22 protein-coding genes are annotated in these 26,236 nt (G+C 37.3%); all 22 read right to left on the reverse strand.

Translation table 11 applies throughout. From position 1 onward, the window contains the following. Window positions 1-14: 14 nt before the first annotated feature. Window positions 15-296, reverse strand: a complete 282-nt coding sequence (locus tag V179_RS0118740) for a DUF503 domain-containing protein (protein ID WP_028392811.1) — start codon at window positions 294-296, stop codon at window positions 15-17. Then, window positions 293-2,464 carry a translation initiation factor IF-2 gene (gene infB / locus V179_RS0118745; protein ID WP_028392812.1) on the reverse strand — a complete coding sequence of 724 codons (2,172 nt, stop codon included), beginning with the start codon at window positions 2,462-2,464 and terminating at the stop codon, window positions 293-295. The genes V179_RS0118740 and infB overlap by 4 nt, the downstream gene beginning before the upstream one ends. 19 nt (window positions 2,465-2,483) lie before the next feature. Continuing rightward, complete coding sequence (locus V179_RS0118750) at window positions 2,484-2,783, reverse strand: YlxQ family RNA-binding protein (protein WP_028392813.1); 300 nt, start codon at window positions 2,781-2,783, stop codon at window positions 2,484-2,486. Further along, complete coding sequence (gene rnpM / locus V179_RS0118755; protein ID WP_034302013.1) at window positions 2,780-3,055, reverse strand: RNase P modulator RnpM; 276 nt, start codon at window positions 3,053-3,055, stop codon at window positions 2,780-2,782. The genes V179_RS0118750 and rnpM overlap by 4 nt, the downstream gene beginning before the upstream one ends. Before the next feature lie 17 nt (window positions 3,056-3,072). Next, a complete protein-coding gene (gene nusA, locus V179_RS0118760) occupies window positions 3,073-4,197 on the reverse strand; it encodes a transcription termination factor NusA (protein ID WP_028392815.1) in 1,125 nt (374 codons plus the stop codon). 22 nt (window positions 4,198-4,219) lie between these two features. Further along, a complete protein-coding gene (gene rimP, locus V179_RS0118765) occupies window positions 4,220-4,693 on the reverse strand; it encodes a ribosome maturation factor RimP (protein ID WP_028392816.1) in 474 nt (157 codons plus the stop codon). Window positions 4,694-4,996: 303 nt separating this feature from the next. Then, window positions 4,997-9,307, reverse strand: coding sequence for a PolC-type DNA polymerase III (locus V179_RS0118770; RefSeq protein ID WP_034302180.1), 4,311 nt, complete (start codon window positions 9,305-9,307; stop codon window positions 4,997-4,999). Between the two features lie 368 nt (window positions 9,308-9,675). Next, on the reverse strand, window positions 9,676-11,379 hold the full coding sequence (locus V179_RS0118775) for a proline--tRNA ligase (RefSeq protein ID WP_028392818.1): 1,704 nt from the start codon (window positions 11,377-11,379) through the stop codon (window positions 9,676-9,678). A 796-nt stretch (window positions 11,380-12,175) separates the two neighbouring features. Continuing rightward, window positions 12,176-13,435, reverse strand: coding sequence for an RIP metalloprotease RseP (gene rseP, locus V179_RS0118780; RefSeq protein WP_028392819.1), 1,260 nt, complete (start codon window positions 13,433-13,435; stop codon window positions 12,176-12,178). A gap of 22 nt (window positions 13,436-13,457) precedes the next feature. Continuing rightward, window positions 13,458-14,609, reverse strand: a complete 1,152-nt coding sequence (locus V179_RS0118785) for a 1-deoxy-D-xylulose-5-phosphate reductoisomerase (RefSeq protein ID WP_028392820.1) — start codon at window positions 14,607-14,609, stop codon at window positions 13,458-13,460. A 31-nt stretch (window positions 14,610-14,640) separates the two neighbouring features. Further along, window positions 14,641-15,432 (reverse strand): phosphatidate cytidylyltransferase, encoded by a 792-nt coding sequence (locus V179_RS0118790; RefSeq protein ID WP_028392821.1) that lies wholly within the window; start codon window positions 15,430-15,432, stop codon window positions 14,641-14,643. 25 nt (window positions 15,433-15,457) lie between these two features. Continuing rightward, window positions 15,458-16,231: an isoprenyl transferase gene (locus V179_RS0118795; RefSeq protein WP_034302016.1), complete on the reverse strand. Its 774-nt coding sequence runs from the start codon at window positions 16,229-16,231 to the stop codon at window positions 15,458-15,460. 504 nt (window positions 16,232-16,735) lie between these two features. Then, window positions 16,736-17,293, reverse strand: coding sequence for a ribosome recycling factor (gene frr, locus V179_RS0118800; RefSeq protein WP_028392823.1), 558 nt, complete (start codon window positions 17,291-17,293; stop codon window positions 16,736-16,738). Between the two features lies 1 nt (window position 17,294). Further along, on the reverse strand, window positions 17,295-18,017 hold the full coding sequence (gene pyrH / locus V179_RS0118805; protein ID WP_028392824.1) for a UMP kinase: 723 nt from the start codon (window positions 18,015-18,017) through the stop codon (window positions 17,295-17,297). A 173-nt stretch (window positions 18,018-18,190) separates the two neighbouring features. Further along, window positions 18,191-19,072, reverse strand: a complete 882-nt coding sequence (gene tsf / locus V179_RS0118810) for a translation elongation factor Ts (RefSeq protein WP_028392825.1) — start codon at window positions 19,070-19,072, stop codon at window positions 18,191-18,193. Between the two features lie 310 nt (window positions 19,073-19,382). Further along, window positions 19,383-20,096, reverse strand: coding sequence for a 30S ribosomal protein S2 (gene rpsB, locus V179_RS0118815; protein ID WP_028392826.1), 714 nt, complete (start codon window positions 20,094-20,096; stop codon window positions 19,383-19,385). 158 nt (window positions 20,097-20,254) lie between these two features. After that, entirely contained in the window at window positions 20,255-20,860 is a 606-nt protein-coding gene (locus V179_RS0118820; protein ID WP_028392827.1) for a hypothetical protein, read from the reverse strand. Window positions 20,861-21,140: 280 nt separating this feature from the next. Then, window positions 21,141-21,908 carry a FliA/WhiG family RNA polymerase sigma factor gene (locus V179_RS0118825; protein WP_028392828.1) on the reverse strand — a complete coding sequence of 256 codons (768 nt, stop codon included), beginning with the start codon at window positions 21,906-21,908 and terminating at the stop codon, window positions 21,141-21,143. Window positions 21,909-22,235: 327 nt separating this feature from the next. Beyond that, window positions 22,236-22,733, reverse strand: a complete 498-nt coding sequence (locus V179_RS0118830) for a chemotaxis protein CheD (protein ID WP_028392829.1) — start codon at window positions 22,731-22,733, stop codon at window positions 22,236-22,238. Beyond that, on the reverse strand, window positions 22,726-23,364 hold the full coding sequence (locus tag V179_RS0118835; RefSeq protein ID WP_028392830.1) for a chemotaxis protein CheC: 639 nt from the start codon (window positions 23,362-23,364) through the stop codon (window positions 22,726-22,728). Before V179_RS0118835 ends, V179_RS0118830 begins: the two co-directional genes overlap by 8 nt. Window positions 23,365-23,368: 4 nt before the next feature. After that, complete coding sequence (locus V179_RS0118840) at window positions 23,369-23,842, reverse strand: chemotaxis protein CheW (protein ID WP_028392831.1); 474 nt, start codon at window positions 23,840-23,842, stop codon at window positions 23,369-23,371. 322 nt (window positions 23,843-24,164) lie between these two features. Then, the gene (locus tag V179_RS0118845; RefSeq protein WP_028392832.1) at window positions 24,165-26,219 is read right to left on the reverse strand and encodes a chemotaxis protein CheA; all 2,055 of its coding nucleotides are present in this window, start codon (window positions 26,217-26,219) and stop codon (window positions 24,165-24,167) included. Window positions 26,220-26,236: the final 17 nt, after the last annotated feature.

Here is a 26,236-nt window from a genome sequence, read left to right on the forward strand (position 1 = left end):
CACCTCGCTTTTACCTATAGCCATTCAATATCTGTTAGTGTTCGTTCTAATTCCGGAAAGGAATCTAGAAATTGCAGGGCATTCTGTATTTCTCTCTCAGTTGCTTTCCGAGAAGAGGTCACCGCTACGATGGCAATTTGTGTTCTTTGCCACGTATCTTGGAAACCTACTTCGCTTACAGAAATATTGAATTTCTGCTTTAGCCTTGTCAGCACTCTTTGTAAGACAGCCCTTTTATCCTTCAAAGAATGAGCGTCGTATATGATGCATTCACAAACGACAGAACTGATTATCATTTTCGCTCTATTTCTTGCATCACGTAAGCTTCAATGATATCTCCCTCTTTAAGGTCATTAAAGTTCTTAATCGTGATTCCACATTCATAGTTTTGTGCAACTTCTTTAACATCATCTTTAAATCGTTTTAATGTATCTAATTCGCCTTCAAAGACAACAATACCTTGTCTAATTAGACGTACGCTGCTGTCTCGGGTAATTTTCCCATCCGTTACATAGGAACCAGCAATTGTACCAATTTTAGAAACTTTGAATGTTGTACGTACTTCTGCTTGACCAATCACTTTTTCTTCAAATTCAGGATCAAGCATTCCTTTCATCGCTGCTTCGATTTCTTCGATCGCTTTGTAAATAATACGGTGAAGACGAATATCAACATTCTCTGTTTCTGCTGCTCGCTTAGCATTCGCATCAGGGCGAACATTGAATCCAATGACAATCGCATTAGAGGCAGAGGCAAGAATAATATCAGACTCTGAAATTGCACCTACACCAGAGTGAATGATTTTCACTTTAGCGCCTTCTACTTCAATTTTTTGAAGTGATGCCGCAACTGCTTCTGCCGATCCTTGAACATCAGCTTTCAAAACGATATTCAGTTCTTTTATTTCTCCTTGTTTCATTTGCTCAAACAAGTTATCAAGTGTAACAACAGATTTTTCATTACGTGATGAAGCCAATTGTCTTTGAGCACGCGTTTCCCCAACTTGACGGGCTGTTTTTTCATCTTCAAAAACGATAAAACGATCCCCTGCATCCGGAACCTCATTCAAACCTGTGATTTCGACTGGTGTTGATGGACCAGCTTCTTTCACGCGGCGACCAAGATCGTTAACCATTGCGCGTACACGTCCGAATGAATTACCAACTACAATCGGATCTCCAATTTTAAGAGTACCGTTTTGAACGAGCAACGTAGCAACTGTTCCACGGCCTTTATCCAGACGAGATTCAATTACCGTACCAACTGCTCTACGTTTTGGATTTGCTTTATATTCTTCTACTTCACTAACAAGCAAGACCATTTCAAGTAAACTGTCAATTCCTTCACCTTGTTTAGCAGAAATTGGAACAAAAATCGTATCCCCGCCCCACGCCTCAGAAACAAGACCGTGTTCTGTTAATTCCTGCATGACGCGATCAGGATTAGCAGATTCTTTATCCATCTTATTCACGGCAACGATAATTGGCACCTCTGCTGCTTTAGCATGGTTAATTGCCTCAACCGTTTGTGGCATTACGCCATCATCAGCAGCTACAACTAGAATGGTAATATCGGTAACTTGCGCACCACGCGCACGCATTGTAGTGAACGCAGCATGCCCAGGTGTATCTAAGAACGTAATCTTCTTACCACTAACTTCAACTTGATATGCACCGATATGCTGTGTAATTCCACCAGCTTCTCCCTCTGTTACTTTTGTGTTACGAATTGAGTCTAGTAGTGTCGTTTTCCCATGGTCAACATGTCCCATAATCGTAACAACTGATGGACGTTCAATCGTATTTTCTGGATCATCTTCAGTAACAAGTGATTCAAGATCTGTTAAATCAACTAAGATTTCTTCTTCTACCTCAACACCATATTCACCAGCAATCAATTCAATTGCATCTTTGTCTAATGTTTGGTTGATGGTAGCCATTACACCAAGCATAAATAGCTTTTTGATAATTTCCGATGGCTCACGGTGTAATTTTTTAGCAAGTTCTTGTACAGTTAATGATTCAACAAACGTAATTTTAGCAGGTAGCTCACGTTCTTTTCTCTTTTGAACCGGAGCTTGTGTTTGAGTTTGGGTTCTGCCTTTATTGTTTTTATTACGATTATTGAAATTACTTTTACCTCTATTGGAGTTGTTTTTTTGTCCGCCTTGAGGGGTAGTTTTGCCTGCAACCGGCTTAACAGGTGGTTTTTTCTTCACCTTTTCCTTATTAACCGTATTGCTTTTCTCATTTGCTTCTTCTTCATATTTTTCCACAGTAGTAGAAGTAGTATTCGACTGCTGTGTTTTTGGTTTTATTGAATGATTTAATTTATCAATCGTAGAATCGTCTAATGTTGTCATATGGTTGGATACCTCTATATTCATTTCTTTGAGTTTATTAATTACATCCTTGCTTGAAACGTTCTTTTGTTTTGCATATTCATGTACACGTATTTTAGTCATACGTTCACCCCCGTAAAATTTAATCGAGCAACGTTTGGAGTTTTCTTGCAAAACCTTCATCTAAGACAGCGACAGTAACCCGCGCATCTTTTCCTATCGCTTGACCGAGCAAAAATCGATTTTCGACTTTTTTTATAGGAACCTGATAATACAAGCATTTATCAGTAATTTTTTTTTCTGTATTGGGAGAAGCATCGCAAGCCAAGATGACTAGTTTTGCTTTACCACTTCTCACTTCTTTTACAACTAATTCTTCTCCTGAAATTAGTTTACGCGCTCGATTTGCTAAACCTAGTAGAGACATCCATTGTTGTATCATCTTGTAGAAGTATTCTCCTTATCCACTAATTCAAGTAGCTGTTCATAAATGGAAGGATCGATTGCCGCATTTAGTTGGTTGGCCAAGATATTTTTCTTCTTGGCTAGCATAATCGTTTCTTTATCCAAAGTTAAATAAGCACCACGCCCTGCTTTTTTTCCTGTAGGGTCAATGCTCACTTCTCCTTCTTTTGATCGAACGATTCGCATCAACTCTTTTTTCGGCTTCATTTCACCAGTTGCAACACATTTGCGCATTGGTATTTTTTTCATAATCGATCACCTCTATCTTATTCGTCATCTTCGACAAATTCATCTTCATTAACGTAGCTGTCTCTACTTAATAAAAACTCTTGCTCCTCCACAGGATAGATTCCTGCTTCACGAGCTTCTGTTTCACTTTTAATATCAATTTTCCAACCAGTCAATTTTGCTGCTAAGCGTGCATTTTGTCCTCGTTTCCCAATAGCAAGTGAGAGTTGGTAATCAGGTACAATAACCGTTGTTGCTTTTTCTGCTTCTTCAACAATTACTTCAAGCACCTTTGATGGGCTAAGTGCGTTAGCAACAAATACGACCGGATCTTCTGACCAATTAACGATATCAATTTTTTCTCCTTTAAGCTCGTTAACAATTGCTTGAACCCGTTGTCCTTTTTGACCAACACATGATCCCACCGGATCAACCTCTTCATTATCAGAATGAACGGATATTTTAGAGCGATCGCCTGCTTCACGCGCAACCGATTTGATTTCGACTGTTCCATCAAAAATCTCTGGAACTTCAATTTCAAATAAACGCTTCAATAGACCAGGATGTGTGCGTGAGACGAATATTTGCGGACCTTTTGATGTTTTTTCTACTTTTGTGATAAATACTTTAATTCGATCATGTGGTTTATAATGTTCATTTGGCATTTGTTCGCTAATAGGAAGTAATGCTTCAATCTTTCCTAGACTAACATAAATAAACCGAGAATCATGACGTTGAACAATTCCGGTCATAATGTCTTCTTCACGGTCAATGAATTCTGAATAAATGATACCGCGTTCTGCTTCACGTACTCGTTGTGTTACGACTTGCTTAGCAGTTTGTGCTGCAATCCTTCCAAAATCCTTCGGTGTAACTTCTAGCTCCACAACATCTTCGAGTTGATAGCTAGGATTAATTTGTTTTGCTTCTTCCAAAGAAATTTCAAGTCGTGCATCGAACACCTGATCCACAACATCTTTTCTGGCAAATACTCTCATTGAACCTTTTTCAAAATTTAAATCAATACGAACATTTTGCGCCTGATTAAAATTTCGACGGTAAGCTGAGATCAATGCTGCCTCGATGGCATCAATCAGAACTTCCTTTGAAATACCTTTATCTTTTTCTAAAACATTGAGAGCATCCAATAACTCACTGCTCATGGTTGTTCCCCCTTAATATTTTTTAAGAAAATGTAACGGCTAGTCTTGCTTTAGCAACCTTCTCAAAAGGGATTACTACCGTTTTCTTTCTAGTTTTAATTTTCACTTCTATCACTACTTCTTTTCCGTCAAAGCTTTTCAAGATACCTTCAAATTCTTTTTCATCCAAAATTGGTTCATATGTTTTTATGTAAACATTTTTCCCAAGTGCTTTATGAAAATCCTTCTCTTTTTTCAAAGGCCTCTCCGCTCCAGGTGACGATACTTCAAGGAAATAGTTTTGCGGAATTGGATCTGTTTCGTCCAATTTTTCGCCTAATTTTTCACTTACTGTGCCACAGTCTTCAATGTCTACACCAGTTTCTTTATCAATATAGACACGAAGGAACCAACTTTTACCTTCTTTGACATACTCGACTTCTACCAATTCAAGTGCCAATTCATCTAAAATTGGAATCACAAGTTCTTCTACGGTCTCCGTTACTTTTTTACTCATTCGTTTCCTCCATACATGGTCCGTATACATATCTTTGTAATGGATTCAAAAATTTAGTCAATTACAACACGAAAGAGTGGGTTTCCCCACTCTTTCCATTGGTTCTGCTTAGTATTTCCAATAAAAATATACCATAGTCAAGGGATTTATGCAAATAAAGTACAACCTTTGTTCGTTTAATTCCCTGATACCATAAGCTTTAACGAATATAATGCTCTCATTTATCTCTTTTATTGAACAATCTTTTGTTGCAACAGAGTTCCATACCCTAGCAAAATCATTTGCAACAACAAAGTATGGTTATCAGAACAGAGAGAGTTGGTTTTGGTCAGGCAATGATTCTAAGCAGCCTTGCTTATCCAAGTACTCTAGAATGGTTTTTGAAACCTTTCCACGCTGTTGCAGATCCTCTTTAGAAAGAAATTCTCCAACTTCACGGGCACGAACTATATTAATTGCTGCATTCGTTCCAAGTCCAGGAATGGAATTGAATGGCGGAATTAGTGATTTCCCTTCAATAAGGAACTCATCTGCACTTGATTTATACAAATCAACTTTACTGAACGAGAAGCCCCGTTCACACATTTCAAGTGCTAATTCTAGTACTGTCAGCGTATTTTTTTCCTTGGTTGAAGCATCAAGCCCTTTCGCATTTATTTCTTCTACTTTTGAACGAATGGCTTGTGAACCTCTTGTCATAGCCTCGATTTCAAAATCTTCGGCTCTAACAGTGAAATAGGCTGCATAATACAATAATGGCAAATGTACTTTGAAATAAGCGATTCGCACTGCCATTAATACATATGCAGCTGCGTGAGCTTTCGGGAACATATATTTTATTTTTTTACAAGAATCAATATACCATTCAGGAACTTCATTTTCCCTCATGCTTGCTTCGAATTCTTCAGTGAGTCCTTTCCCTTTACGAACAGATTCCATAATTTTAAATGCAAGGGAAGGTTCTAGACCTTGATAAATTAAATACACCATAATATCATCCCGGCAGCCAATAACTTCACTTAGTGTACAAATTCGGTTATGAATCAGCTCTTGTGCATTTCCAAGCCATACATCGGTACCATGTGATAATCCAGAAATCTGAACTAGTTCTGAGAATGTCGTTGGTTTTGTATCTTCAAGCATTTGACGGACAAATCGGGTTCCGAATTCCGGAATGCCAAGCGTTCCTGTTTTACACATAATCTGGTCTTCAGTAACCCCAAGCGACTCTGTTCCACTGAATATTTTCATTACTTCAGGATCATCAGTTGGTACTGTTTTTGGATCAATTCCGCTCAAATCTTGCAGCATTCTTATTACTGTAGGATCATCATGTCCAAGAATATCAAGTTTAAGAATATTATCATGAATAGAATGAAAATCAAAGTGAGTCGTTTTCCATTCAGAATTACGGTCATCCGCTGGAAATTGGATAGGTGTAAAGTCGTAAATATCCATATAATTTGGTACTACGATAATCCCTCCTGGATGCTGCCCACTCGTTCTTTTTACGCCCGTACATCCAGCAACAAGACGATCGGTTTCGGCACCGCGCATATGAAGATTGTTATCTGAAGAATATCCTTTTACATAGCCGTATGCGGTCTTTTCAGCAACCGTACCAATGGTCCCAGCACGAAAAACATAATCTTCTCCAAATAATACCTTTGTATAGTTATGAGCATTCGGTTGGTATTCACCGGAAAAGTTCAAATCGATATCGGGTACCTTATCTCCATTAAATCCTAGAAAGGTTTCAAACGGGATATCTTGGCCGTCTTTTTTATAACTTGTACCACAGTCTGGACAGTCTTTATCCGGTAAGTCAAATCCAGAACTTACTGAACCATCATTGAAAAACTCGGATTTTTTACAGTTTGGACAAACATAATGTGGTGGAAGTGGATTGACCTCGGTAATTTCCGTCATTGTTGCAACTAACGATGAACCAACGGATCCCCGTGAACCAACGAGATAGCCATCATCAAGAGATTTTTTTACGAGCTTATGAGAAATTAAGTAAATTACAGCAAAACCATGGCCGATGATACTTGTTAATTCTTTTTCAAGCCGCGCTTTTACGATTTCAGGAAGTTCATCGCCGTAGATACTTCGTGCCATACTATAGCTCATTTCTCGCATCTCATCATCTGCACCTTCAATTTTCGGTGTATACAGATCATCTTTAATCGGCTTAATATCGTCAATCATGTCTGCAATCTTATTCGTGTTTTCAACAACAATTTTCTGAGCAAGATCTTTACCTAGAAACTCAAAGTTCTTCAACATTTCATCCGTCGTTCGGAAATGAACATCCGGCAATTTGTGACGATTTAGCGGATTGGCGCCACCTTGTGAGTTTACTAATATTTTGCGATAGATTTTATCATTCGGCTCAAGATAATGAACATTACCTGTTGCAACAACGGGTTTATCTAACTTTTCCCCAAGTTTCACAATATTAGTAAGAATTCCTTCCAACGATTTTTCATCGCGAATATATTCCATTTCAATCATATGTTGATAAACATCTTTAGGATGAACCTCGAGATAATCGTAGAATTCGGCAATCTCGGTAACTTCATCGAATCCCTTCTGCATCATCCCCTCAAACACTTCACCTTTATCACATCCGGAACCAATCAAAATTCCTTCACGAAACTTTTTCAGCTTTGATCGTGGAATCCGAGGCACTCGATAAAAATAATCGATATGTGATAGAGACACAAGCTTAAACAAATTCTTCAATCCCTCTTGGGTCTGGGCGATGAGTGTGCAGTGATAAGGTCTTGAACGTTGAAATGCATTTCCTGCACCCATATGCTCATTAAATTGGTCATGATAAAGGATTTCTTTTTCCGTTGCATCTTTTAGCATTTTTAATAGTAAATATCCTGTCGCTTCAGCATCATAAATGGCCCTATGATGTTGGGTCAGTTCAATATCGAACTTTTTAGCTAACGTATTCAAACGATGATTTTTGAATTCAGGATATAGAAAGCGACCTAATTCTAATGTATCTATGACAGGATTTGTAGCTTTTGGATGCCCAATCTTTTTATAACCGACATTTAAAAATCCCATATCAAAGCTTGCATTATGAGCAACTAAAATAGCATCTTCGGTCCAATTTCGAAAGTTCTCAAGTACTTCGGATACTTCCGGAGCATTTTCTACTAAGTCATCCGTAATACCAGTCAAATCAATGGTCGTCGCTGATAAAGGATGATGTGGGTTTGCAAATGATTCAAAGCGGTCAATGATTTCACCGTTTTGTATTTTCACAGCTGCTAGCTCAATGATCGTATCATAAACAGCGGATAAACCAGTTGTTTCAACATCAAACACTACATACGTATCTTCTTCGAGCAGACGATGCGCATCGTTATAGGCAATCGGCACCCCGTCATCGACTAAATTCGCTTCTACCCCATAAAGAATTTTAATATCATTTTTCTTTCCAGCACTAAATGCTTCTGGAAATGATTGAACACCGCCATGATCCGTTATCGCTATTGCTCGATGCCCCCATTTCTTCGCTTGTGTTACGAGCGCAGAAACCGGAGAGACTGCATCCATTTGACTCATTGGCGTGTGAAGATGGAGTTCTACCCGCTTCTCACCTTCTGGCGCCTTGTCGATACGCCCTTGCTTCGTAATTTCGTTTATATCATTTGCCATCATAACTAAATCACGAATGAAAGTATCCGTTTGGATACTTCCTTGAGCACGAACCCACATGCCTTTTTTCACTCTGGCCAAAATAGCTGCATCTTCTTTGTCTCTAGAGAACACCTTCACAATAATTGAGCTTGTATAATCCGTTACTTTAAAAGTGAGTAATGTTCTGCCGCTTCTAAGCTCTTTGACTTCAGCATCGAACACATAGCCTTCAATCGCAATTCTTCTTTCTTCTTCAATGATTTGTTCAAGACGTCTAAAATCAGCATCATCTTTAATTGTATAGCCGATTTTAACAGGTCCTTCATATTGAGCACCTTCTGCTGATTTTTCACTTTCCTTCTTCTGCATTTCAAGCAGTGCTGCCAAACCTTTTTCTTCATCTTCTTTTTGTTTTTCTCTTAAGAATTGCTGATAATCATTATTTGAGTTAATTTCTGCTACTTCTGCTTCAAGTGACATAGGAGGGAATCCCAATGTTTGATAAGTATTAGAAATTAAACTTGAATACTTTTTCTTTAATTGCCCTGCTTCTGCTTCGTTGCGAGCAGAAACAATAATGCGATGACCTACAATTCTTGGCTCTTGCTCATTTAAAAGCGAGAGCAATGCTGGGGAAATCCCTTGAAGTTCACTTAAACAGTTTTTCCAGTATTCCTTTACTAATTCTTCCGTAACCTTTGGTTGAAGCACACTAAAGCTAAATGATACTTTAGCAATGTGAGCAAATGTACTTCCAAGCTGATGAGAAAATTTTGCATGGATACTTGAAGGAATTAATTCTTCAAGTTTGAAAACAAAATGCCAACTCTTTGATTCCCTTTCAATCAATAGCTTCTCAATCTCCGCACCATAGAAATACTGTACAATTGCATCATCAGTTAACTCAAGTTGCCTGAGCAAAAGTTGAAATCTCTCTCGACCGTTGTTCATTTGTTGATTCAATTGTATCCTCCTTCTTTCACTTACGTATTTCAATATAAAGAAACGGCCCGAGGCCTTCATGTTCGAAATGTAACAGAGGTAATTATACCATAACAAGAATATAGTTATTATTATTTAGGATCTAAAACTCTGATTATACTTCCCCATTATTTCTTTGTAAGATTATCGTTTATTTCTATGTTTAATTCGTTTTTCCAATCGTTTTTAGTACATAGAAAAAGAGGTATCCCAAAGCAAAGGGCCAGACTCCGCAACAACTAAATGCAGTATAAGATTCGTGTATAAAACACTAGATACTGATTTAGAGTGCGAGGTCAGACCCTTATGAGACACCCTCATTTAAAGCTCTATTTTTATTATTTGCTTAGAATTTCAGACAAAGTTTCCACTAAAGCATCTGTACCGATTTCCAGTATTTCACCTGATCTTCTAATTTTCACTTCGATGATACCTTCAGATGCTTTCTTGCCAACTGTAATTCGAACTGGAAGTCCCATTAAATCCGAGTCAGCAAATTTGACTCCAGGGCGCTCTTGACGGTCATCCATAAGCACATCATAGCCTTGTTTTTTCAAGGAGCTATACAATTCTTCAGCAAGAGCAGCTTGACTTTCATCCTTCATATTAACAGGGATCAAGTGAATTTGATATGGAGCTAAATTGGTTGGCCATAAGAGACCTTTTTCATCATTAAACTGCTCTGCAACTGCAGCAAGCGTCCGAGAAACACCAATTCCATAGCATCCCATAATCATTGGTTGATTACGGCCGTTTTCATCCAAGTAAACAGCATTCATCGCTTCACTATACCTTGTTCCAAGTTTGAAAACATGTCCAACTTCGATACCTTTTGCAAATTTAATATATCCATTTCCGTCTGGAGATTTGTCCCCTTCTTGAATAAAGCGAATATCCGCATATTGAGATACTGAAAAATCGCGACCAGGATTTACATTCACATAATGGTAATCCTCTTCGTTAGCACCACAAACCGCATTGACTAATCCTTCAACAGCTTGATCTGCAATCACTTCCACATTTGCAGCGGATTTAATTGGTCCAAGTGAACCAACAGCACAACCTAGTATTTCTTTCGTGTCTACAGCAGAAGCAAGCTCCACATTTGCTGCACCGTAGATGTTTTTTAATTTAATATCATTCACTTCATGATCACCACGAACTAATACCAATACAAACTTTTCGTCTACTTTAAATAGAAGTGATTTTATACATGTTTTGGCATCAGTTTGAAGGAAACTAGCAACTTCTTCAATCGTTTTTTTGCCGATTGTCTCTACTTTTTCTAAATCTTTTGCCGGTTCATTGTTTTTAACTTCTTCTATTAGTACTGGAGCCATTTCAATATTAGCTGCATAATCCGAGCTGTCAGAGTAGGCAATCGTATCTTCGCCTACGTCAGAAAGGACCATAAATTCATGCGTGTCTTTCCCACCCATTGCACCTGAGTCCGCAATAACTGCTCGGAAATCCAATCCGCATCTACTAAATACATTTGAGTAGGCAGTGAACAAACGTTGATACACCGCATCTAAACTTTCCTGATTAGAGTGGAAAGAATATGCATCTTTCATGATAAATTCGCGTCCACGTAGTAATCCGAAACGCGGCCTTTTTTCATCCCGAAATTTCGTCTGGATTTGATATACAGTTAACGGAAGACGCTTATAAGATTTAATTTCATCGCGAACTAGGCTCGTGATTACTTCTTCATGTGTTGCACCAAGAGCAAATTCACGATCATGACGATCTTTTAATCTCATAAGTTCTGGGCCATATGTATACCAACGGCCGGATTCTTGCCAAAATTCTGCTTGCTGAAGTGCAGGCATTAATAGCTCTACTGCCCCTGCATTATCCATTTCTTCACGTACAATTTGTTCTATCTTTTGTAGCACCTTTTTACCTAACGGGAGAAAGCTATACACACCACTAGAATTTTGCCTCATATAACCTGCTCGAAGCAAAAGCTGGTGACTTTTAATCTCTGCATCTGCAGGTACTTCTCTTAATGTTGGAATTAACGTCATACTTTGTTTCATCATTGCACCTCATTTATAAATAGGAACCTTATTAGTCATGCCTAAATCCCCTTAATTCAAATTATACAGGAGAAAATTCTGCAAATCCACGTATAAAAGCATATAAAGTGAAACTTCAAACAGCCAGTTTTTCTTCAACCCCACTGATTGTTAGTCCCCTTCCACCGGCACTAAATCTTCGATAATTCGACACTGCGAACCTGTTTCAATGAATCACAGACTAAAAAACACCACGTCCTTTAGTCTCTCGTCTGCGTGACTCACATCCTGTGAGAGTCCGACATGCATTAGATGGGGATATAGCGTGTCGTAGTTTGCCACAGAGTATTGCAACTTAAGACCTTAAGTAGTGCTAGGAGCCGCAACTAGATTAGTCAGTTATTTCCCCCACCTACAACTTCTTTGATTTATCTAAGCCTTGAGGTGGTGGCTTACTAACGGGTTAATGCGATAGAATTGAATCTTGTATAATTCAAATTAATGAGAAGTTAAATTACTGAACGTGACAAAGACAACAGCACAATTTCAAAATGCACTATTGTCTTTTGATTGTTTAGTATTTCATACAATAAAGTGAAACTTCAACCAGTGGGGGTTCTTTATCCCGCACAGGTTGTTAGTCCCGTTCTACTATACCTTTGAAGACCCATAAAGGTAAGTTTCACTGTATCTCACCAATCGGACCTTAACGGGCAGTTTGTTTGTCCCCTACTTATCTTCTGTGTTCCTCAAAAGCTTGAGGTGGGGGACCTACTGCCCGTTAAGCGTGGGACAAATTAGAATTTTTAAGTTTTAATTATAAGAAAAATCGTTGGATGTCATTCCATGTAACCATAATCATCAATAACATCAAGAGCGCAAATCCAATAAAATGGACAATACCTTCTTTTTGACGGTCTATTGGCTTTCCGCGTAGAAATTCTACAAGGAAGAATAATAGCCTGCCGCCATCAAGTGCTGGTAATGGCAGTAAATTCATAATACCAAGGTTAATACTTAATAATCCTGCCCATTTCATTAACATGAATATTCCTGACTTAGCAACTTCTTCAGTGGATTTATATATCCCCACAGGACCAGATAGACTATCCAGTGTAAATCCACCTGTAATTAATTGACCAAGAATAACAAAAATTTGTTTAGTCCAGTGATAGGTTTCTGTTAATCCGTATGAAAATGCCTTTAGCGGTGATTTTTCTACTGGAGCATAAACTCCGATAACACCTATCTTCTCACCTTCTCGATCAACTTCTTTAGGTACGACTGGAATGGATAGTGTCTGTCCATCTCGTTTGATTACAAAATCGATTTCATTACCGGGGTGTTTTTGAATATTTGCTTGAACATCTTCCCAGGTCGAGACTTCATTTCCATTGATTGATTGAATTTCATCTCCAGCCTGTAACCCTGAAGCAATTGCCGAACCATCATCTGTTAACTCACCAAGTCTTGGCTCATTGACCGCAATCCCTTGAAATAAACCAATCATAACAAAGATAACAAATGCCAACACAAAGTTCATCATCGGACCGGCAAAAATTGTCATCGTCCTATGTCCGAGTGATTTGGATACAAATTGTCGATCATAAGGAGCAATTTGATTCTCCACGCCATCCTCTACTACAACCGCTTCTTCATGAATGCGGAAGGACTTTAATTCACCCTCATCACCTTCCTCATACCCTTGAATAAGAAGTTTATGTTCAAGATCAGCTGCTTCCACTTCGATAATACGGATGTCAGGATATTTATCTTTATTATTTAAGACAATTTGCTTCACTAGGTTGTTATCATCTGTAACTAACCCTATACGATATCCCGGCTTTATGTCTGGATTTTCGGCATCTTCACCCGCCATACGAACATAACCGCCGAGAGGAAGAAGTCTAATCGTATAAACGGTTTCTGCCCTCTTATAGGTGAATACTTTCGGCCCGAAACCAATTGCAAATTCCCTACATAATATCCCTGCCCGCTTGGCAAATACTAAATGTCCCAGTTCATGAAAGAAAACAAGGGCTCCAAAAATAACGATAAAGGAAATCACAGTTTGCAATGTTTGCACGTGCATGTCACCTCTATTTCAGTAATGTTTGAATAAATTTTCGTGTACTTGCATCCACTTCTTGAATTGTCGTAAGATCTGGATTGTCAATCGGAGTATGACGATTTAACGCTTGTTCAATGTATGTTTCGATTTCTAAGAAAGCAATTTTTCCTTTTAAAAATTCTGCAACAGCAACCTCATTGGCAGCGTTTAGGACAGTTGGCATTGTTCCGCCTATTTTACCTGCTTCATAAGCAAATTGCAAACATGGAAAACGATTAAAATCCATCTCCGCGAAATGTAGCATTCCTATCTCTGCCAAGTTTAATCGATGACTTGTTGACAAGGGTAAGCGATCAGGATAAGTAAGAGCATACTGAATGGGTACTCTCATGTCTGGTGTTCCTAGTTGCGCGATAACACTAGAATCATGAAACTCCACCATTGAATGGATGATGCTTTCTTTGTGAAGTACAACTTCAATTTTTTCATATGGAAGATTAAACAACCAATGGGCTTCGATTACCTCAAGCCCTTTATTCATCATAGAAGCAGAGTCAATTGTAATTTTTGCACCCATCGCCCAATTCGGATGGTTAAGTGCCTCATCTACAGTCACTCCTATCAGTTCCGCGCGAGAGCGGTCTCTGAAACTTCCTCCTGAAGCAGTAATAATCAATCGTTCAATATTTTTTTCTTTTTCACCTTGTAATGCCTGGAATATAGCTGAATGTTCACTATCAACTGGAAGTAGATTAACGCCAGCTTTCCTCGCTTCTTCCATTACTAAATGTCCAGCTGTCACCAACGTTTCCTTATTTGCTAATGCAATATCTTTTTTTGCTTTGATCGCTTGAAGGGTCGGAAACAAACCAACGCTTCCAATGACCGCATTCACTAGAATATCTGCTTTTTCAAAAACAGCAGTTTCTATTAACCCTTCATCACCATATGTAAAATGAATGCCTGTTCCCGTATACTCTAATTGTAAGGTTTGAGCATCTTCCTTTGCTTGAACACACACTAAACTTGGTTGAAACTCACTAATATATTTTCTAGCTAGTTCCACATTTTTCCCAACTGAAAAAGCGACAATCTCAAATTGGTCTGGATGTTGTCGAACAACATCCGCTGTTTGCTGACCAATCGAACCAGATGCACCTAAAAGACTTATATATTTCAATGTCATTCATCTCCTAAGACCAATTCAAACATTAGAGAATCTGTAAAAAATGCAAAATCGGTAAAATGAAAATCAAGCTATCAAACCGATCTAATATCCCACCATGACCAGGCAAAAGATTGCCTGAATCTTTAACACCATAATGGCGTTTATATGCTGATTGAACAAGATCACCTAGCTGACCAAAAATTGCTATAAGAATACTCATAAATATCAACTGAATCAATGTTTTATCAATCGTAGATAACATAGAAAACAGAATCGCGACAACCATTGCAGAAATAATTCCGCCAATAAAACCACCGATTGTTTTATTCGGACTGATTTCAGGCCATAATTTCCGTTTACCCATTGATTTTCCAATAAAATAGGCACCTGAATCCGTTGCCCAAATCGTAAATAGAGCAAAGAATATATACGTTAAACCATTAACATCTCTTGTTTCAAATAAGTAGTAAAATCCCATACCAATATAGATAACGGATATTACTAAAAAACCTGCATCATCAAACATAAAACGATTTTTCGATATAACAGTAGAAATGAGTAGTAATAATACTCCCCCGATAACGATTTGCGTTTTATCATATCCGGTATCTGCCAAAATTCTGCTAACGGGTTCTGGGATTAGAATTAACCAGAGCATTGCAAACGAAATCACTGAAGCAAATGAATTCAGCGGCAGTTTTTTCATTCGAATCAATTCATATAAACCAATCGTAGCTAGTAGATAAACCAGTATTAGAAATGGAAGCTTGCCTAAAATAACGATGGATAAAAATACAGCAGCTGCAATAATACCCGTAATAATTCTTTGCTTCATGAATCACTTTTCCTCGCCTTCTTAACTAGACACCGCCGAATCTTCTTGTGCGCTTCTGAAAATCTTCTACCGCATCCAACAAATGTTCTTCCCGAAAATCAGGCCAGAGAACATCTGTAAACCAAAGTTCTGAATACGCAACCTGCCAAAGCATGAAATTACTTAAGCGAATTTCTCCGCTCGTCCTAATCAAAAGGTCAGGATCAGGCAGTGCACGGGTCATTAAATAATTAGAAAATTGCTCTTCATTTATGTTTTCATTAATGATACCATTTTTAACATCGTCTATTGTTTTATTAACAGCCATTAATATTTCAGCACGACTGCCATAATTCAATGCGAAATTCAAGATAAGACCAGTATTATCCTTTGTTTCTTCTATAGCCATCTTTATTGCCCGCTTTGTATGTTCTGGCAATAATTCGATTTCTCCCATCATCTCGACCTTCACATTCTTTGCGATAAGTTCAGGTAAAAATGTTCCCAAAAACTCTTCTGGCAATTTCATGATATAATCTACTTCACTTTTCGGGCGCTTCCAGTTTTCAGTGGAAAAAGCGTACACCGTTAAAATACTAACATTTAACTCACTTGTAAGTTTAGTGATCTTCCGTACAACCTTCATTCCTTCATGGTGGCCAGCTATTCTCGGTAAGGCACGTTTCTTAGCCCAACGTCCATTCCCATCCATGATAATTGCGATATGCTTAGGAACCGAAGATTTTTTTACTTGTTGAATTCTTTGAGCTAAATCGGAAGAAGCATCTTTCTTTCCAAAACGCTTCCATATTGAATACATATTTTGTCCCCCATCAGGTAGTGCTGTTCTCTACACATTCCTATATACTATGTCGAAAATGAAAATGACAGAATCTATATTATAATATCAAAAAAAGACTACTTCTCCTATTATTAATATGAAAAAGATTGTCCGGTTAGACGAAAATGATTAAGTAAAACATCAAACCAAGATCTAACACTCGATTTCTTAAAAAATCTCTCTTCGTATTATACACAATATACAAGCTCATTTTCATCCTTCTGTTTTCAATATGAACCGTTTGACTCTCGTTCAACCAGAATGTAGAGATTTTTTCAAAAAAAAAGCCGAAATCATTCTGCCCAATCCATTCCCTATGCCTGAAGTAAAATGATAAAGAAGACTCTGCTTGAGCTACATTACATTATCATTCAGGGATATTGAATGGAACAGAATGTCCGGCGGTTGTTAATTACTTTGATTTAATAGTAAATATAGTTTTTAAACTATATCCAAATGAAAAAAATAGCTAATCATTCAAAATTACACTTCTAAAATTTCTTTTTCCTTGTCTTTCGTAATATCCTCAATTTTGTTAATATGGCTATCTGTGATTTTTTGGATATCATCGGAATAACCACGTAAATCATCCTCAGTAATTTCACCGTTTTTCTCAAGCTTTTTCAAATCGTCATTTCCATCACGGCGAATGTTACGAATTGCAATCTTGGCTTCTTCTGCTTCCTTACGAACCATTTTGACAAGCTCTTTTCGGCGCTCTTCTGTTAACGCAGGAATAGCAATTCTAATGATTGATCCATCATTAGAAGGATTCAATCCAAGATCAGACTTAAGAATCGCTTTTTCTATATCACCTAAGATTGTTTTGTCATAAGGCTGGATAACCAAAAGCCTTGCTTCAGGAACAGAAATTCCTGCTACTTGATTAATCGGAGTTGGTGCGCCGTAATATTCAACAGATATTCTATCTAACAATGAAGCATTAGCACGGCCAGCACGGATACTTGCCAATTCTCGCGTATAAGCCGAAATTGCTTTTTCCATTTTCGTTTTTGAATTATCAATAACTTGTTTTGCCATTTTATTTCCCCCTAACAATCGTTCCGAGCGACTCGCCCATCACAGCTCGTTTAATATTTCCTTTTTCCATAAGAGAAAAGACCATTAACGGAATATTATTATCCATACAAAGTGAAGAAGCTGTAGAGTCCATAACTTCCAAGCCTTCATTTAGCACATCTAAATAGGATAGCTGATCATATTTTACAGCATTTTTGTCTTTAGCAGGGTCTGCATTGTATACTCCATCAACATTGTTCTTCGCCATAAGAATGACTTCAGCTTCAATCTCAGCCGCACGTAGAGCCGCGGTTGTGTCTGTAGAAAAGTAAGGATTTCCGGTTCCCGCAGCAAATATAACGACTCGTTTTTTCTCAAGATGTCTAATTGCACGGCGTCTAATATAAGGTTCTGCAATTTGTCTCATTTCAATTGAAGTTTGAACACGTGTTTCAATCCCAAGCTGTTCTAAGCTATCTTGAAGTGCTAATGAATTCATGACAGTTGCAAGCATGCCCATGTAATCGGCATTTGCACGGTCCATTCCCATTTCACTTCCGATTTTGCCTCGCCAAATGTTTCCGCCACCAACAACTACTGCCACTTCAACATCCAATTCAGCTACTTCTTTTACTTGTTCTGCAATTGATTTAATGACGGCTGGATTGATTCCAAAACCTTCAGCACCAGCTAGTGCTTCACCGCTTAGCTTTAATACGACTCGTTTATATTTCGGGTTGATCATGTAGAACCTCCAACTATGTAATCTAATTCCATATTATCTTTCACACTTCATGGAACTTTAATATAGTTCACTTAATGGGTGTATCCATATTCAAGCAGTCGCTCTTTTGTTCGATTATGGTTCAAAAATAGGGAACACATTTGTGTTCCCTATTTAACCAATTCACGTTTAAATTAGTCTTTTTTAACTTGGCTCATTACTTCATCAGCAAAGTTTTCTTGACGTTTTTCAATTCCTTCGCCTACTTCAAAACGAACGAATGATTTAATGTTTCCACCTTTTGTTTCAACAAATTGTCCAACCTTTTGGTCAGGGTTTTTAACGAATGCTTGCTCATTAACACAAATTTCTTCGTAAAATTTGTTAATACGTCCTTCAACCATTTTCGCAACAATTTTTTCTGGTTTTCCTTCATTTAGAGCTTGTTGAGTCAATACTTCTTTCTCACGCTCAAGTTCAGATGCATCTACTTGGTCACGAGAAACATATTTCGGATTAAGAGCAGCAATATGCATTGAAACGTCTTTAGCAGCCTCTTCATCCGTTGTTCCTTCAAGAACTGAAAGCACACTAATTCTACCACCCATATGGAGGTATGCACCAAATGCACCATTATCTGTTTTTGTAACAACTTCAAAACGACGTAAAGTTAATTTTTCACCGATTTTAGCAATAGCAGTATTGATATGATCTGCAACTTTTACTCCGTTAATTGTTTGCTCAAGAGCTTCTTCTACAGTAGCTGGTTTGTTAGCAAGTAAGTGTTCTCCCAATTCTTTTACTAGCAATTGGAATCCTTCATTTTTTGCTACGAAATCTGTTTCTGAGTTTACTTCAAGGATTACCGCTTCATTTCCATTTACAATAATTGAAGTTAATCCTTCAGCAGCAATACGGTCTCCTTTGTTAGCCGCTTTTGCAATTCCTTTCTCACGAAGGAAATCAATCGCTTTTTCCATATCTCCATTCGTTTCAACAAGCGCTTTTTTGCAGTCCATCATACCTGCACCAGTTTTTTCACGCAATTCTTTTACTAATTGTGCACTAATTGCCATAATAAAATCCTCCTCTAATTAAATACAAAATGTAATTTCGGGTTCAAATGCTAAGCGCAATATGTAATCCCAAAAAAAGGTGATAAAAGGCATTATCCTCTTATCACCTTTTTGTATGAAGGACAAGGGGACGGTGCTCCGTGAATTACATCTATGTCCAACCATTGTTAGTGTCATATTTGTTTAGGAGTAAAATTTACGAAATCTGACTCCGCTCCGCCACCTGTTAATTCAGTGTATCTAGAATCAAATTGTTTGTCCTTCATACTAAGTTGGCGCAATTAAGCGTCGGTCGTATTATTAATACAAATTAAGCGTTAGCTGGCTCTGCAGCAGTTTCTTCGCCTTGTTTAGCTTCAAGAATTGCATCTGCCATTTTACCAGTTAATAATTTAACCGCACGGATTGCATCATCGTTAGCAGGGATGACAACATCGATCTCATCTGGATCACAGTTTGTGTCAACAATACCAACTAGAGGGATGTTCAATTTATGAGCTTCCGCAACTGCGATACGTTCTTTACGTGGATCAATAATGAAAATCGCATCTGGGATAGTTTTCATATCTTTAATACCGCCTAGGAATTTTTCTAAGCGATCCCATTCTTTTTTAAGTTGGATAACTTCTTTTTTAGGAAGTACTTCGAATGTTCCGTTTTCTTCCATTTTTTCGATTTCTTTAAGACGAGCAATACGTTTTTGAATTGTTTCAAAGTTTGTTAAAGTTCCACCCAACCAGCGTTGGTTAACATAGTACATACCAGAGCGGATTGCTTCTTCTTTAACAGACTCTTGAGCTTGTTTTTTAGTACCAACAAATAGAATTGTTCCACCGTTAGCAGCTAATTCTTTAACAAAATTGTATGCTTCATCAACTTTTTTCACTGTTTTTTGAAGATCGATGATGTAGATACCGTTACGCTCAGTGAAGATATACTTCTTCATTTTTGGGTTCCAGCGACGTGTTTGGTGTCCAAAGTGTACACCAGCTTCAAGCAATTGTTTCATTGAAATTACTGACATTATTAGTTCCTCCTAAATGGTTTGTTTGTCCTCCGCTTCGATCATTTCCAGACAGAAACTGTCGAAACAGCACCAACTGACTAGATCACGAAACGTGTGTATTAACACCAGTTAATAATATAGCATAGTCATAAAATACAAGCAAGCAATTTACGCGGTTATCTATTAAATCTTATTAACAGCTCAATTTCTGTTTTACCTTTATTTAATTTTTTGGCGATTTCTTCAGTGGTTAAACCCTCATGCAGCAAATTATTCACTTGATCTGAAAGGGTCGGCTTAGCCCGTCGTTCATGATTTTTTAGCTCTTGTTTTAATGATTCTTGAAAAGATGTACTTTGTTTATAATTATCTCCATGTTCTAATGGTTTTCTTGATATCTCAAGTATATCATCTTCGTTAATTGGTAAGTCTGGCAATTCTAACGACGAAGCATCCTCTTGTTTTACTTTCACCACTTGTCTGTTTGGACGATCCACAGCCTGTGTTTGAGAGGAAGCAGAACTGTTTCGTGAGATATTTTTTTCATTAACGTTTAATTCAGTTGTAGCAACATTATTATTAGAAAGCGTATGAATTAAACGATCATTTTCTTCTTTTAATGCTAAAACAAAGGTTGCCATGGTTTCTTCCATTTCACGGGCTTTTCTTTCTTGATCTCTTTCAAAATTTGCCAACCTGTTTTGTCTCATATATAAAACAATGATTGCCATAATCGTAAAGATATTCAATATAAACATAATAAACATAATGAAACCTGACATAATATCCCTCTTATTCTAAATAGTCAATGTTGATACTGTTAATATAGGATGATTGCCTAGTTTCTTTTACAATTTTAATTTATTTAAAGGAATTTTTTTAATTCGCTTCTTCATTTTATATAGGGTTTCCTTTGTACCTGGAGTACTTCCTTTAAACTAAATAATCAACTTCAAGCAAAATTGATATACGAGAATTCGTGCCAGTTTTACGCAATAATATGGCTTTAGCATCTATCCTCACTTTTCGAGAATAAAACTATATTGACATGGTCTTATTTGTTTACTGCATAGCATTTTGCAATATTGTCCTGAGTTTGTAAATTGCTCTTGAATGAATTTGTGAAATTCTTGATGTTGATAAACTCATTACTTTACCGATCTCTGTTAAAGTAAACTCTTCTTTATAAAAAAGCTGTAGTACAAGCTGTTCTTTTTCATTTAACGTAGCAATGACTGTAGCCAGTTCTTGATACAATTCTTCTTTCAACAATCGTTCTTCTGGCATCAATGTCATTTCATCTTTAATATAATGACTCGGCCCTTCTTTATCGTCTTGATCTTGTGGGTTTTCATCCATTGACAATACATTGGCAAAGAAATTCTCATTCATCACTGTATATACTTCTTCCTCAGAAATATTTAACTCATGAGCAATTTCTGTTACGCCAATTTTTCTCATATACTTTTGTTCTAATTTTTCCACTACCACTTCAATTTTTTTTGTCTTTTCTCTTACACTCCGAGGAAGCCAATCTTCTTTCCGTAGCCCATCCAGAATAGCACCACGAATTCGGAATGAAGCATAGGTGTCAAATTTTAAATCCCGGTTAGGATCAAAACGTTCTAGTGCATCAAACAACCCCATCATTCCAAGACTTCTCACATCATCTCTGCTAACGCTTTTTGGCAAGTTAACTGAAATTCTCTGAACATGAAAGGATACAAGCGGTATGTATCTTTTCACTAGCATGTCACCTGCCTGGGGATCTTTTTTTTCAATCCAGTATTTCCAATATAACTGTTCTTCCTCGGTTGTCAGTTGAGACACGAGACCTCCTCCTAACGCTATCAAACATGTTCTTTAAAACTGTCACCAGTCCTTGGTTATTAAAATAAAAGTTAGCTATGTTCTATTTCTCTATTAGACAGGATAACTAGTGAAAGGTTAGACACTCCCTTTAAAAAACATATACTTTCTTATTACAAAAAAGGGCAGACGTCTATAATAGCCTTCAACTAAAGATCCATCATATTGTGAAAATTTAACTATGATTATCTGATTATGATGAAAGGTGCTTATGCTGGGCAACCAGAGACGTTTCTCATTACAACACGTTGGTTAAAACCCTTATCAGACACCTACTAAGGATTGCTTTTACAATACTTTAGTTCCCTTATTTACCGTTCTTATGCTTAGCAAACTTGTTTTGGGATCAAATTCTATAGTTCTACCACTATTTCCACCAACATCTTCTGCCACAATTGGGATCCGTAACGCCAATAATTCTTTTTTTACCGCTTCTACATTTCTTGGTCCTATCCTCATTAAATCTGTGCCTGAAGAAAACTGAAACATTTGCGATCCACCAGCAATTTTTGCCTTGAGGTTTCTTATTGAAGCTCCATCTCGAACGATTCTGTCCACTAATTCTTTAATTGCAGTGTCTGCATATTTTGCATGATTGATTTGCCCCGTTTTTGATAAAGAAGAATCAGGAAGCATGACATGTGCCATACCCGCGATCTCCTTAGATTGATCATATACAATAACGCCTACGCATGACCCAAGACCTGAGGTTCGTATGAGAGTCGGGGATTGTACAGTATTCATATCAGCAATTCCTACTTTAATAATATTGGATAGTTCAACCATGTAATGGTACTCCCAATGAATTAAAAACCACTTCATAAGCATCGGGATCTAATAGAAAAAAGAAGTGCCCATTAATGAAAGTTGAACTTTCTACAGCTTCTCCAATCGCAGTCTCAATAACGATAACAAAGTCACTTACTTGAGATAACTCAATCAACCCGGAACTGATTGTCGCACCGACCATATCAATACATAAAGCAGGGACAGATGGAAAAAGGCTTAATTTCGTAAAGTCAGATAAAGAGGATAAATATGAACCTGAAAGAATGTTTCCTAACTCCGATAAAGCAGAAAGTGCTAATTCTGGATAGGGAAGATTATCAAAGGAAAACACTTCTGTCCCTGTCATTTGTTCAATGAAGTGGGCGGCCTGCTTTAAAGGTAATATAAAGAACATATTACCTTGTACCTCCCCTTCAATTCTTAGAAAAACGCTCGCAACAACAGTTTCAGGTCCACCAGCAAGTTCAATCATTTCATTAATTGATAGAATTCTCACACGCGGAACAATCATATTCATTTTCCTATCAAGTATGGTAGATAGAGAGGTAGCAGCATGTCCAGCTCCGATATTCCCAATTTCTTTTAATATATCCAAATGAACAGAGTTTATTTTATCAACATAGGACATCGCTTTATGCTTCTTTAACTACTGTGTCATTTATTTCATCTTGATTAAGGATTTGATCAAGATTCAACAACGTTAATAATCTTTTTTCAACTTTGGCAACTCCACTAATATATTCCATCGCTACATTGCCAATAACTTCTGGCTGAGGTTCTATGCTTGCCTCAGGAATATCCAATACATCGTTCGCAGAATCTACGATTAAACCAGCCTCCATATTATCCAAACTTACGATAATAATTCTTGTTCGATCGTCATACGCTGCTTTTTCTATTTCGAAACGAGCTCGTAGATCAATAATTGGTGTAATTACCCCCCTTAGATTGATCACTCCTTTTACAAATGGTAATGACCTTGGGACTCGGGTAATATGCATCATTTTCTCAATTCCACGAACTTTAGCGACAGGTATCACATATTCCTTATCTTTAATTTGAAAAACGATGACTTTCACCGTCTCAGAAGTGACGATTGCTTCCATATAAGAACCTCCTAAAATATATGTATTCATAGGTTAAAAGCGACAGTGCCTTTTCAAGCTTGCGAAGAAAATAAGGTTAAATCAAGAATGTTTCATTTTTCACAATCATCTATTTTAAAAACAAGCTACACGACTGCAACTCGGATAGGCTATTAATCTATGAGATTAGGCATGCCTGCAGTACGATTAAGTTATTTATATAAATAAGTTCGTATAGTATTTAAAAGCAATTTAAATCTATTATTGTCAAGCCTTCTTTATAATCAAAATGCATCTAATTAAATCATTACTAGAAAAAAACCTTGTGTGTACTAGGATTTTTTTACTTAATTAATGCGTTACAATCTATAATTAAAGCAACTTGACCGTCACCTAAAATAGTAGCTCCAGATATTGCAAAAGCAGAGGACAAATAGTTACCAAGAGATTTTAATACAATTTCTTGTTGACCGATAAAAGAGTCGACAACTAAACCAGCCATTTTATCTCCTTTTCTAACAATGATTACGGAATAATACCCGTCATCTCCTATTGTCTCAGGAACTTCAAATATTTCTTTAAGGAAAATTAATGGTAATACCTTACCTCTAAAATCAATCACTTGTTGATTATGACCATTCATAATATCCGTTTTATTGATAATTGCAGTTTCAATAATTGAAGATAGTGGAATCGCATATTTCTCCTGTTGAATTTCAACTAGCATAACTGAAATAATCGACAACGTAAGCGGTAATTGGATGAGAAAATCAGACCCTTTCCCTTCAACAGAATCAATCGAAACCACACCACCAAGAGCTTCAATCGTACTTTTTACTACGTCCAATCCTACTCCACGTCCAGATACGTCTGATATTTGATCAGCTGTAGAAAAGCCAGAAGCAAATATTAATTCATAAACTTGTTTATCAGTAAGTGTTGCAGCTTGTTGTTCCGTTATTACTTGGTTTGTTATGGCTTTTTTCAATACCTTGTCCCGATTTATCCCTGCACCATCATCTTTAAGTTCGATGAATACATGATTTCCACTATGATAAGCCTTTAACATAACTGTACCCTCTTCAGGTTTACCGTTCGCTTTTCGTACCTCTGGCATCTCGATTCCATGATCAAGCGCATTGCGAAGTAAATGGACAATTGGATCACCAATTTCATCTATAACAGTACGATCTAATTCAGTTTCCGCACCATGAATTTCTAAAACCACTTTTTTATGAAGATCCCTCGTTAAAGTACGAACCATTTTTGGAAAACGGTTAAAGACTGTTTCAACTGGGACCATTCTCATATTTAAGATAATATTTTGAAGGTCTCCCGTTACCCTTGACATTCTCTCAACCGTTTCGTCTAATTCCGTATTTTCTAATTCCTTCGAGATTTGTTCTAATCTTCCCCGGTCAATTACTAGCTCTTCAAACAGATTCATTAATACATCAAGACGATCAATATTAACCCTGATTGTTTTATTATGCTGCTTGCTAGCAGGTTGATTCGTTTTTTCATTTTTAGAAGCAATTGATGGAGCAACCGGTTCATTGTTACTTTTTTGATGCTCTTTATTCATGCTCACTTTATGTTCGTCTTCTTCGTTTATAGCTGATCTCAGTTCGGACAAATCTAATTTACTAACAATGACTTTGTCGACCTCAGAAACTTTCATAATTTTTTTCTGGAGAGCTTCCACAGACTCTTTCGACACGACAGTCACAGTAAAGGATTGATCAAATTGTTCCTCTTCAAGTTTATCAACGGATGGATTTGACTTAATAACTTCTCCGAGTTTCTCTAACACTTCGAATACCATAAACACGCGAGCACCTTTTAAAAGGCAATCCTCACGCAAGCTTACGTTTATTTCATAAGTTTCAAACCCTTGTTCTTTAGATTGCTGTATAACGGTCAACTCAAATTCATCATAAACACTTTTTTCAATAGATTCCCTAATTGGCATCTCAACTGCTGTAGCCGCTTCGGCTGCACCGATTGAAAGCGGGGACTCCCCTTTCTCAACCATCTCTAATTTAGCAACAACCTCACTTACATTTCTTTTTCCGTCCCCGCCTTCCGCAATGCTCATAACCATCGCTTCTAAATCGTCAACCGCTAAAAAAATCACATCAAATATTTCAGAAGAAAGCTGGATTTTTCCATTACGAATTTCATCTAAGATATTCTCCATTTTGTGTGTTAAATTGGCTAAATCTTCATATCCCATCGTTGCAGACATCCCTTTTAACGTATGCGCCGATCGAAAGATTTCATTTACAATCCCTAAATCTTGAGGATGTTTTTCAAGTTCTAGTAACTGTTCACTACAAGTTTGCAGATGCTCCTTGCTTTCTTCAATAAATACTTCTAAATATTGGTTAAGATCCATAGTAATCCGCCTTTCGT

The organism is Bacillus cihuensis, from assembly GCF_000504145.1.
Taxonomy (GTDB): Bacteria; Bacillota; Bacilli; order Bacillales; family DSM-1321; genus Peribacillus; species Peribacillus huizhouensis.

Excerpts from the sequence above, each read along its gene's own strand:
- V179_RS0118740 (WP_028392811.1), bottom strand. The coding sequence starts at position 296 with ATGATAATCAGTTCTGTCGTTTGTGAATGCATCATATACGACGCTCAT.
- infB (WP_028392812.1), bottom strand. The coding sequence starts at position 2,464 with ATGACTAAAATACGTGTACATGAATATGCAAAACAAAAGAACGTTTCA.
- V179_RS0118750 (WP_028392813.1), bottom strand. The coding sequence starts at position 2,783 with ATGATACAACAATGGATGTCTCTACTAGGTTTAGCAAATCGAGCGCGT.
- rnpM (WP_034302013.1), bottom strand. The coding sequence starts at position 3,055 with ATGAAAAAAATACCAATGCGCAAATGTGTTGCAACTGGTGAAATGAAG.
- nusA (WP_028392815.1), bottom strand. The coding sequence starts at position 4,197 with ATGAGCAGTGAGTTATTGGATGCTCTCAATGTTTTAGAAAAAGATAAA.
- rimP (WP_028392816.1), bottom strand. The coding sequence starts at position 4,693 with ATGAGTAAAAAAGTAACGGAGACCGTAGAAGAACTTGTGATTCCAATT.
- V179_RS0118770 (WP_034302180.1), bottom strand. The coding sequence starts at position 9,307 with ATGAACAACGGTCGAGAGAGATTTCAACTTTTGCTCAGGCAACTTGAG.
- V179_RS0118775 (WP_028392818.1), bottom strand. The coding sequence starts at position 11,379 with ATGAAACAAAGTATGACGTTAATTCCAACATTAAGAGAAGTACCTGCA.
- V179_RS0118790 (WP_028392821.1), bottom strand. The coding sequence starts at position 15,432 with ATGAAGCAAAGAATTATTACGGGTATTATTGCAGCTGCTGTATTTTTA.
- V179_RS0118795 (WP_034302016.1), bottom strand. The coding sequence starts at position 16,231 with ATGTATTCAATATGGAAGCGTTTTGGAAAGAAAGATGCTTCTTCCGAT.
- frr (WP_028392823.1), bottom strand. The coding sequence starts at position 17,293 with ATGGCAAAACAAGTTATTGATAATTCAAAAACGAAAATGGAAAAAGCA.
- pyrH (WP_028392824.1), bottom strand. The coding sequence starts at position 18,017 with ATGATCAACCCGAAATATAAACGAGTCGTATTAAAGCTAAGCGGTGAA.
- tsf (WP_028392825.1), bottom strand. The coding sequence starts at position 19,072 with ATGGCAATTAGTGCACAATTAGTAAAAGAATTGCGTGAAAAAACTGGT.
- rpsB (WP_028392826.1), bottom strand. The coding sequence starts at position 20,096 with ATGTCAGTAATTTCAATGAAACAATTGCTTGAAGCTGGTGTACACTTT.
- V179_RS0118820 (WP_028392827.1), bottom strand. The coding sequence starts at position 20,860 with ATGTCAGGTTTCATTATGTTTATTATGTTTATATTGAATATCTTTACG.
- V179_RS0118830 (WP_028392829.1), bottom strand. The coding sequence starts at position 22,733 with ATGGTTGAACTATCCAATATTATTAAAGTAGGAATTGCTGATATGAAT.
- V179_RS0118835 (WP_028392830.1), bottom strand. The coding sequence starts at position 23,364 with ATGTCCTATGTTGATAAAATAAACTCTGTTCATTTGGATATATTAAAA.
- V179_RS0118840 (WP_028392831.1), bottom strand. The coding sequence starts at position 23,842 with ATGGAAGCAATCGTCACTTCTGAGACGGTGAAAGTCATCGTTTTTCAA.
- V179_RS0118845 (WP_028392832.1), bottom strand. The coding sequence starts at position 26,219 with ATGGATCTTAACCAATATTTAGAAGTATTTATTGAAGAAAGCAAGGAG.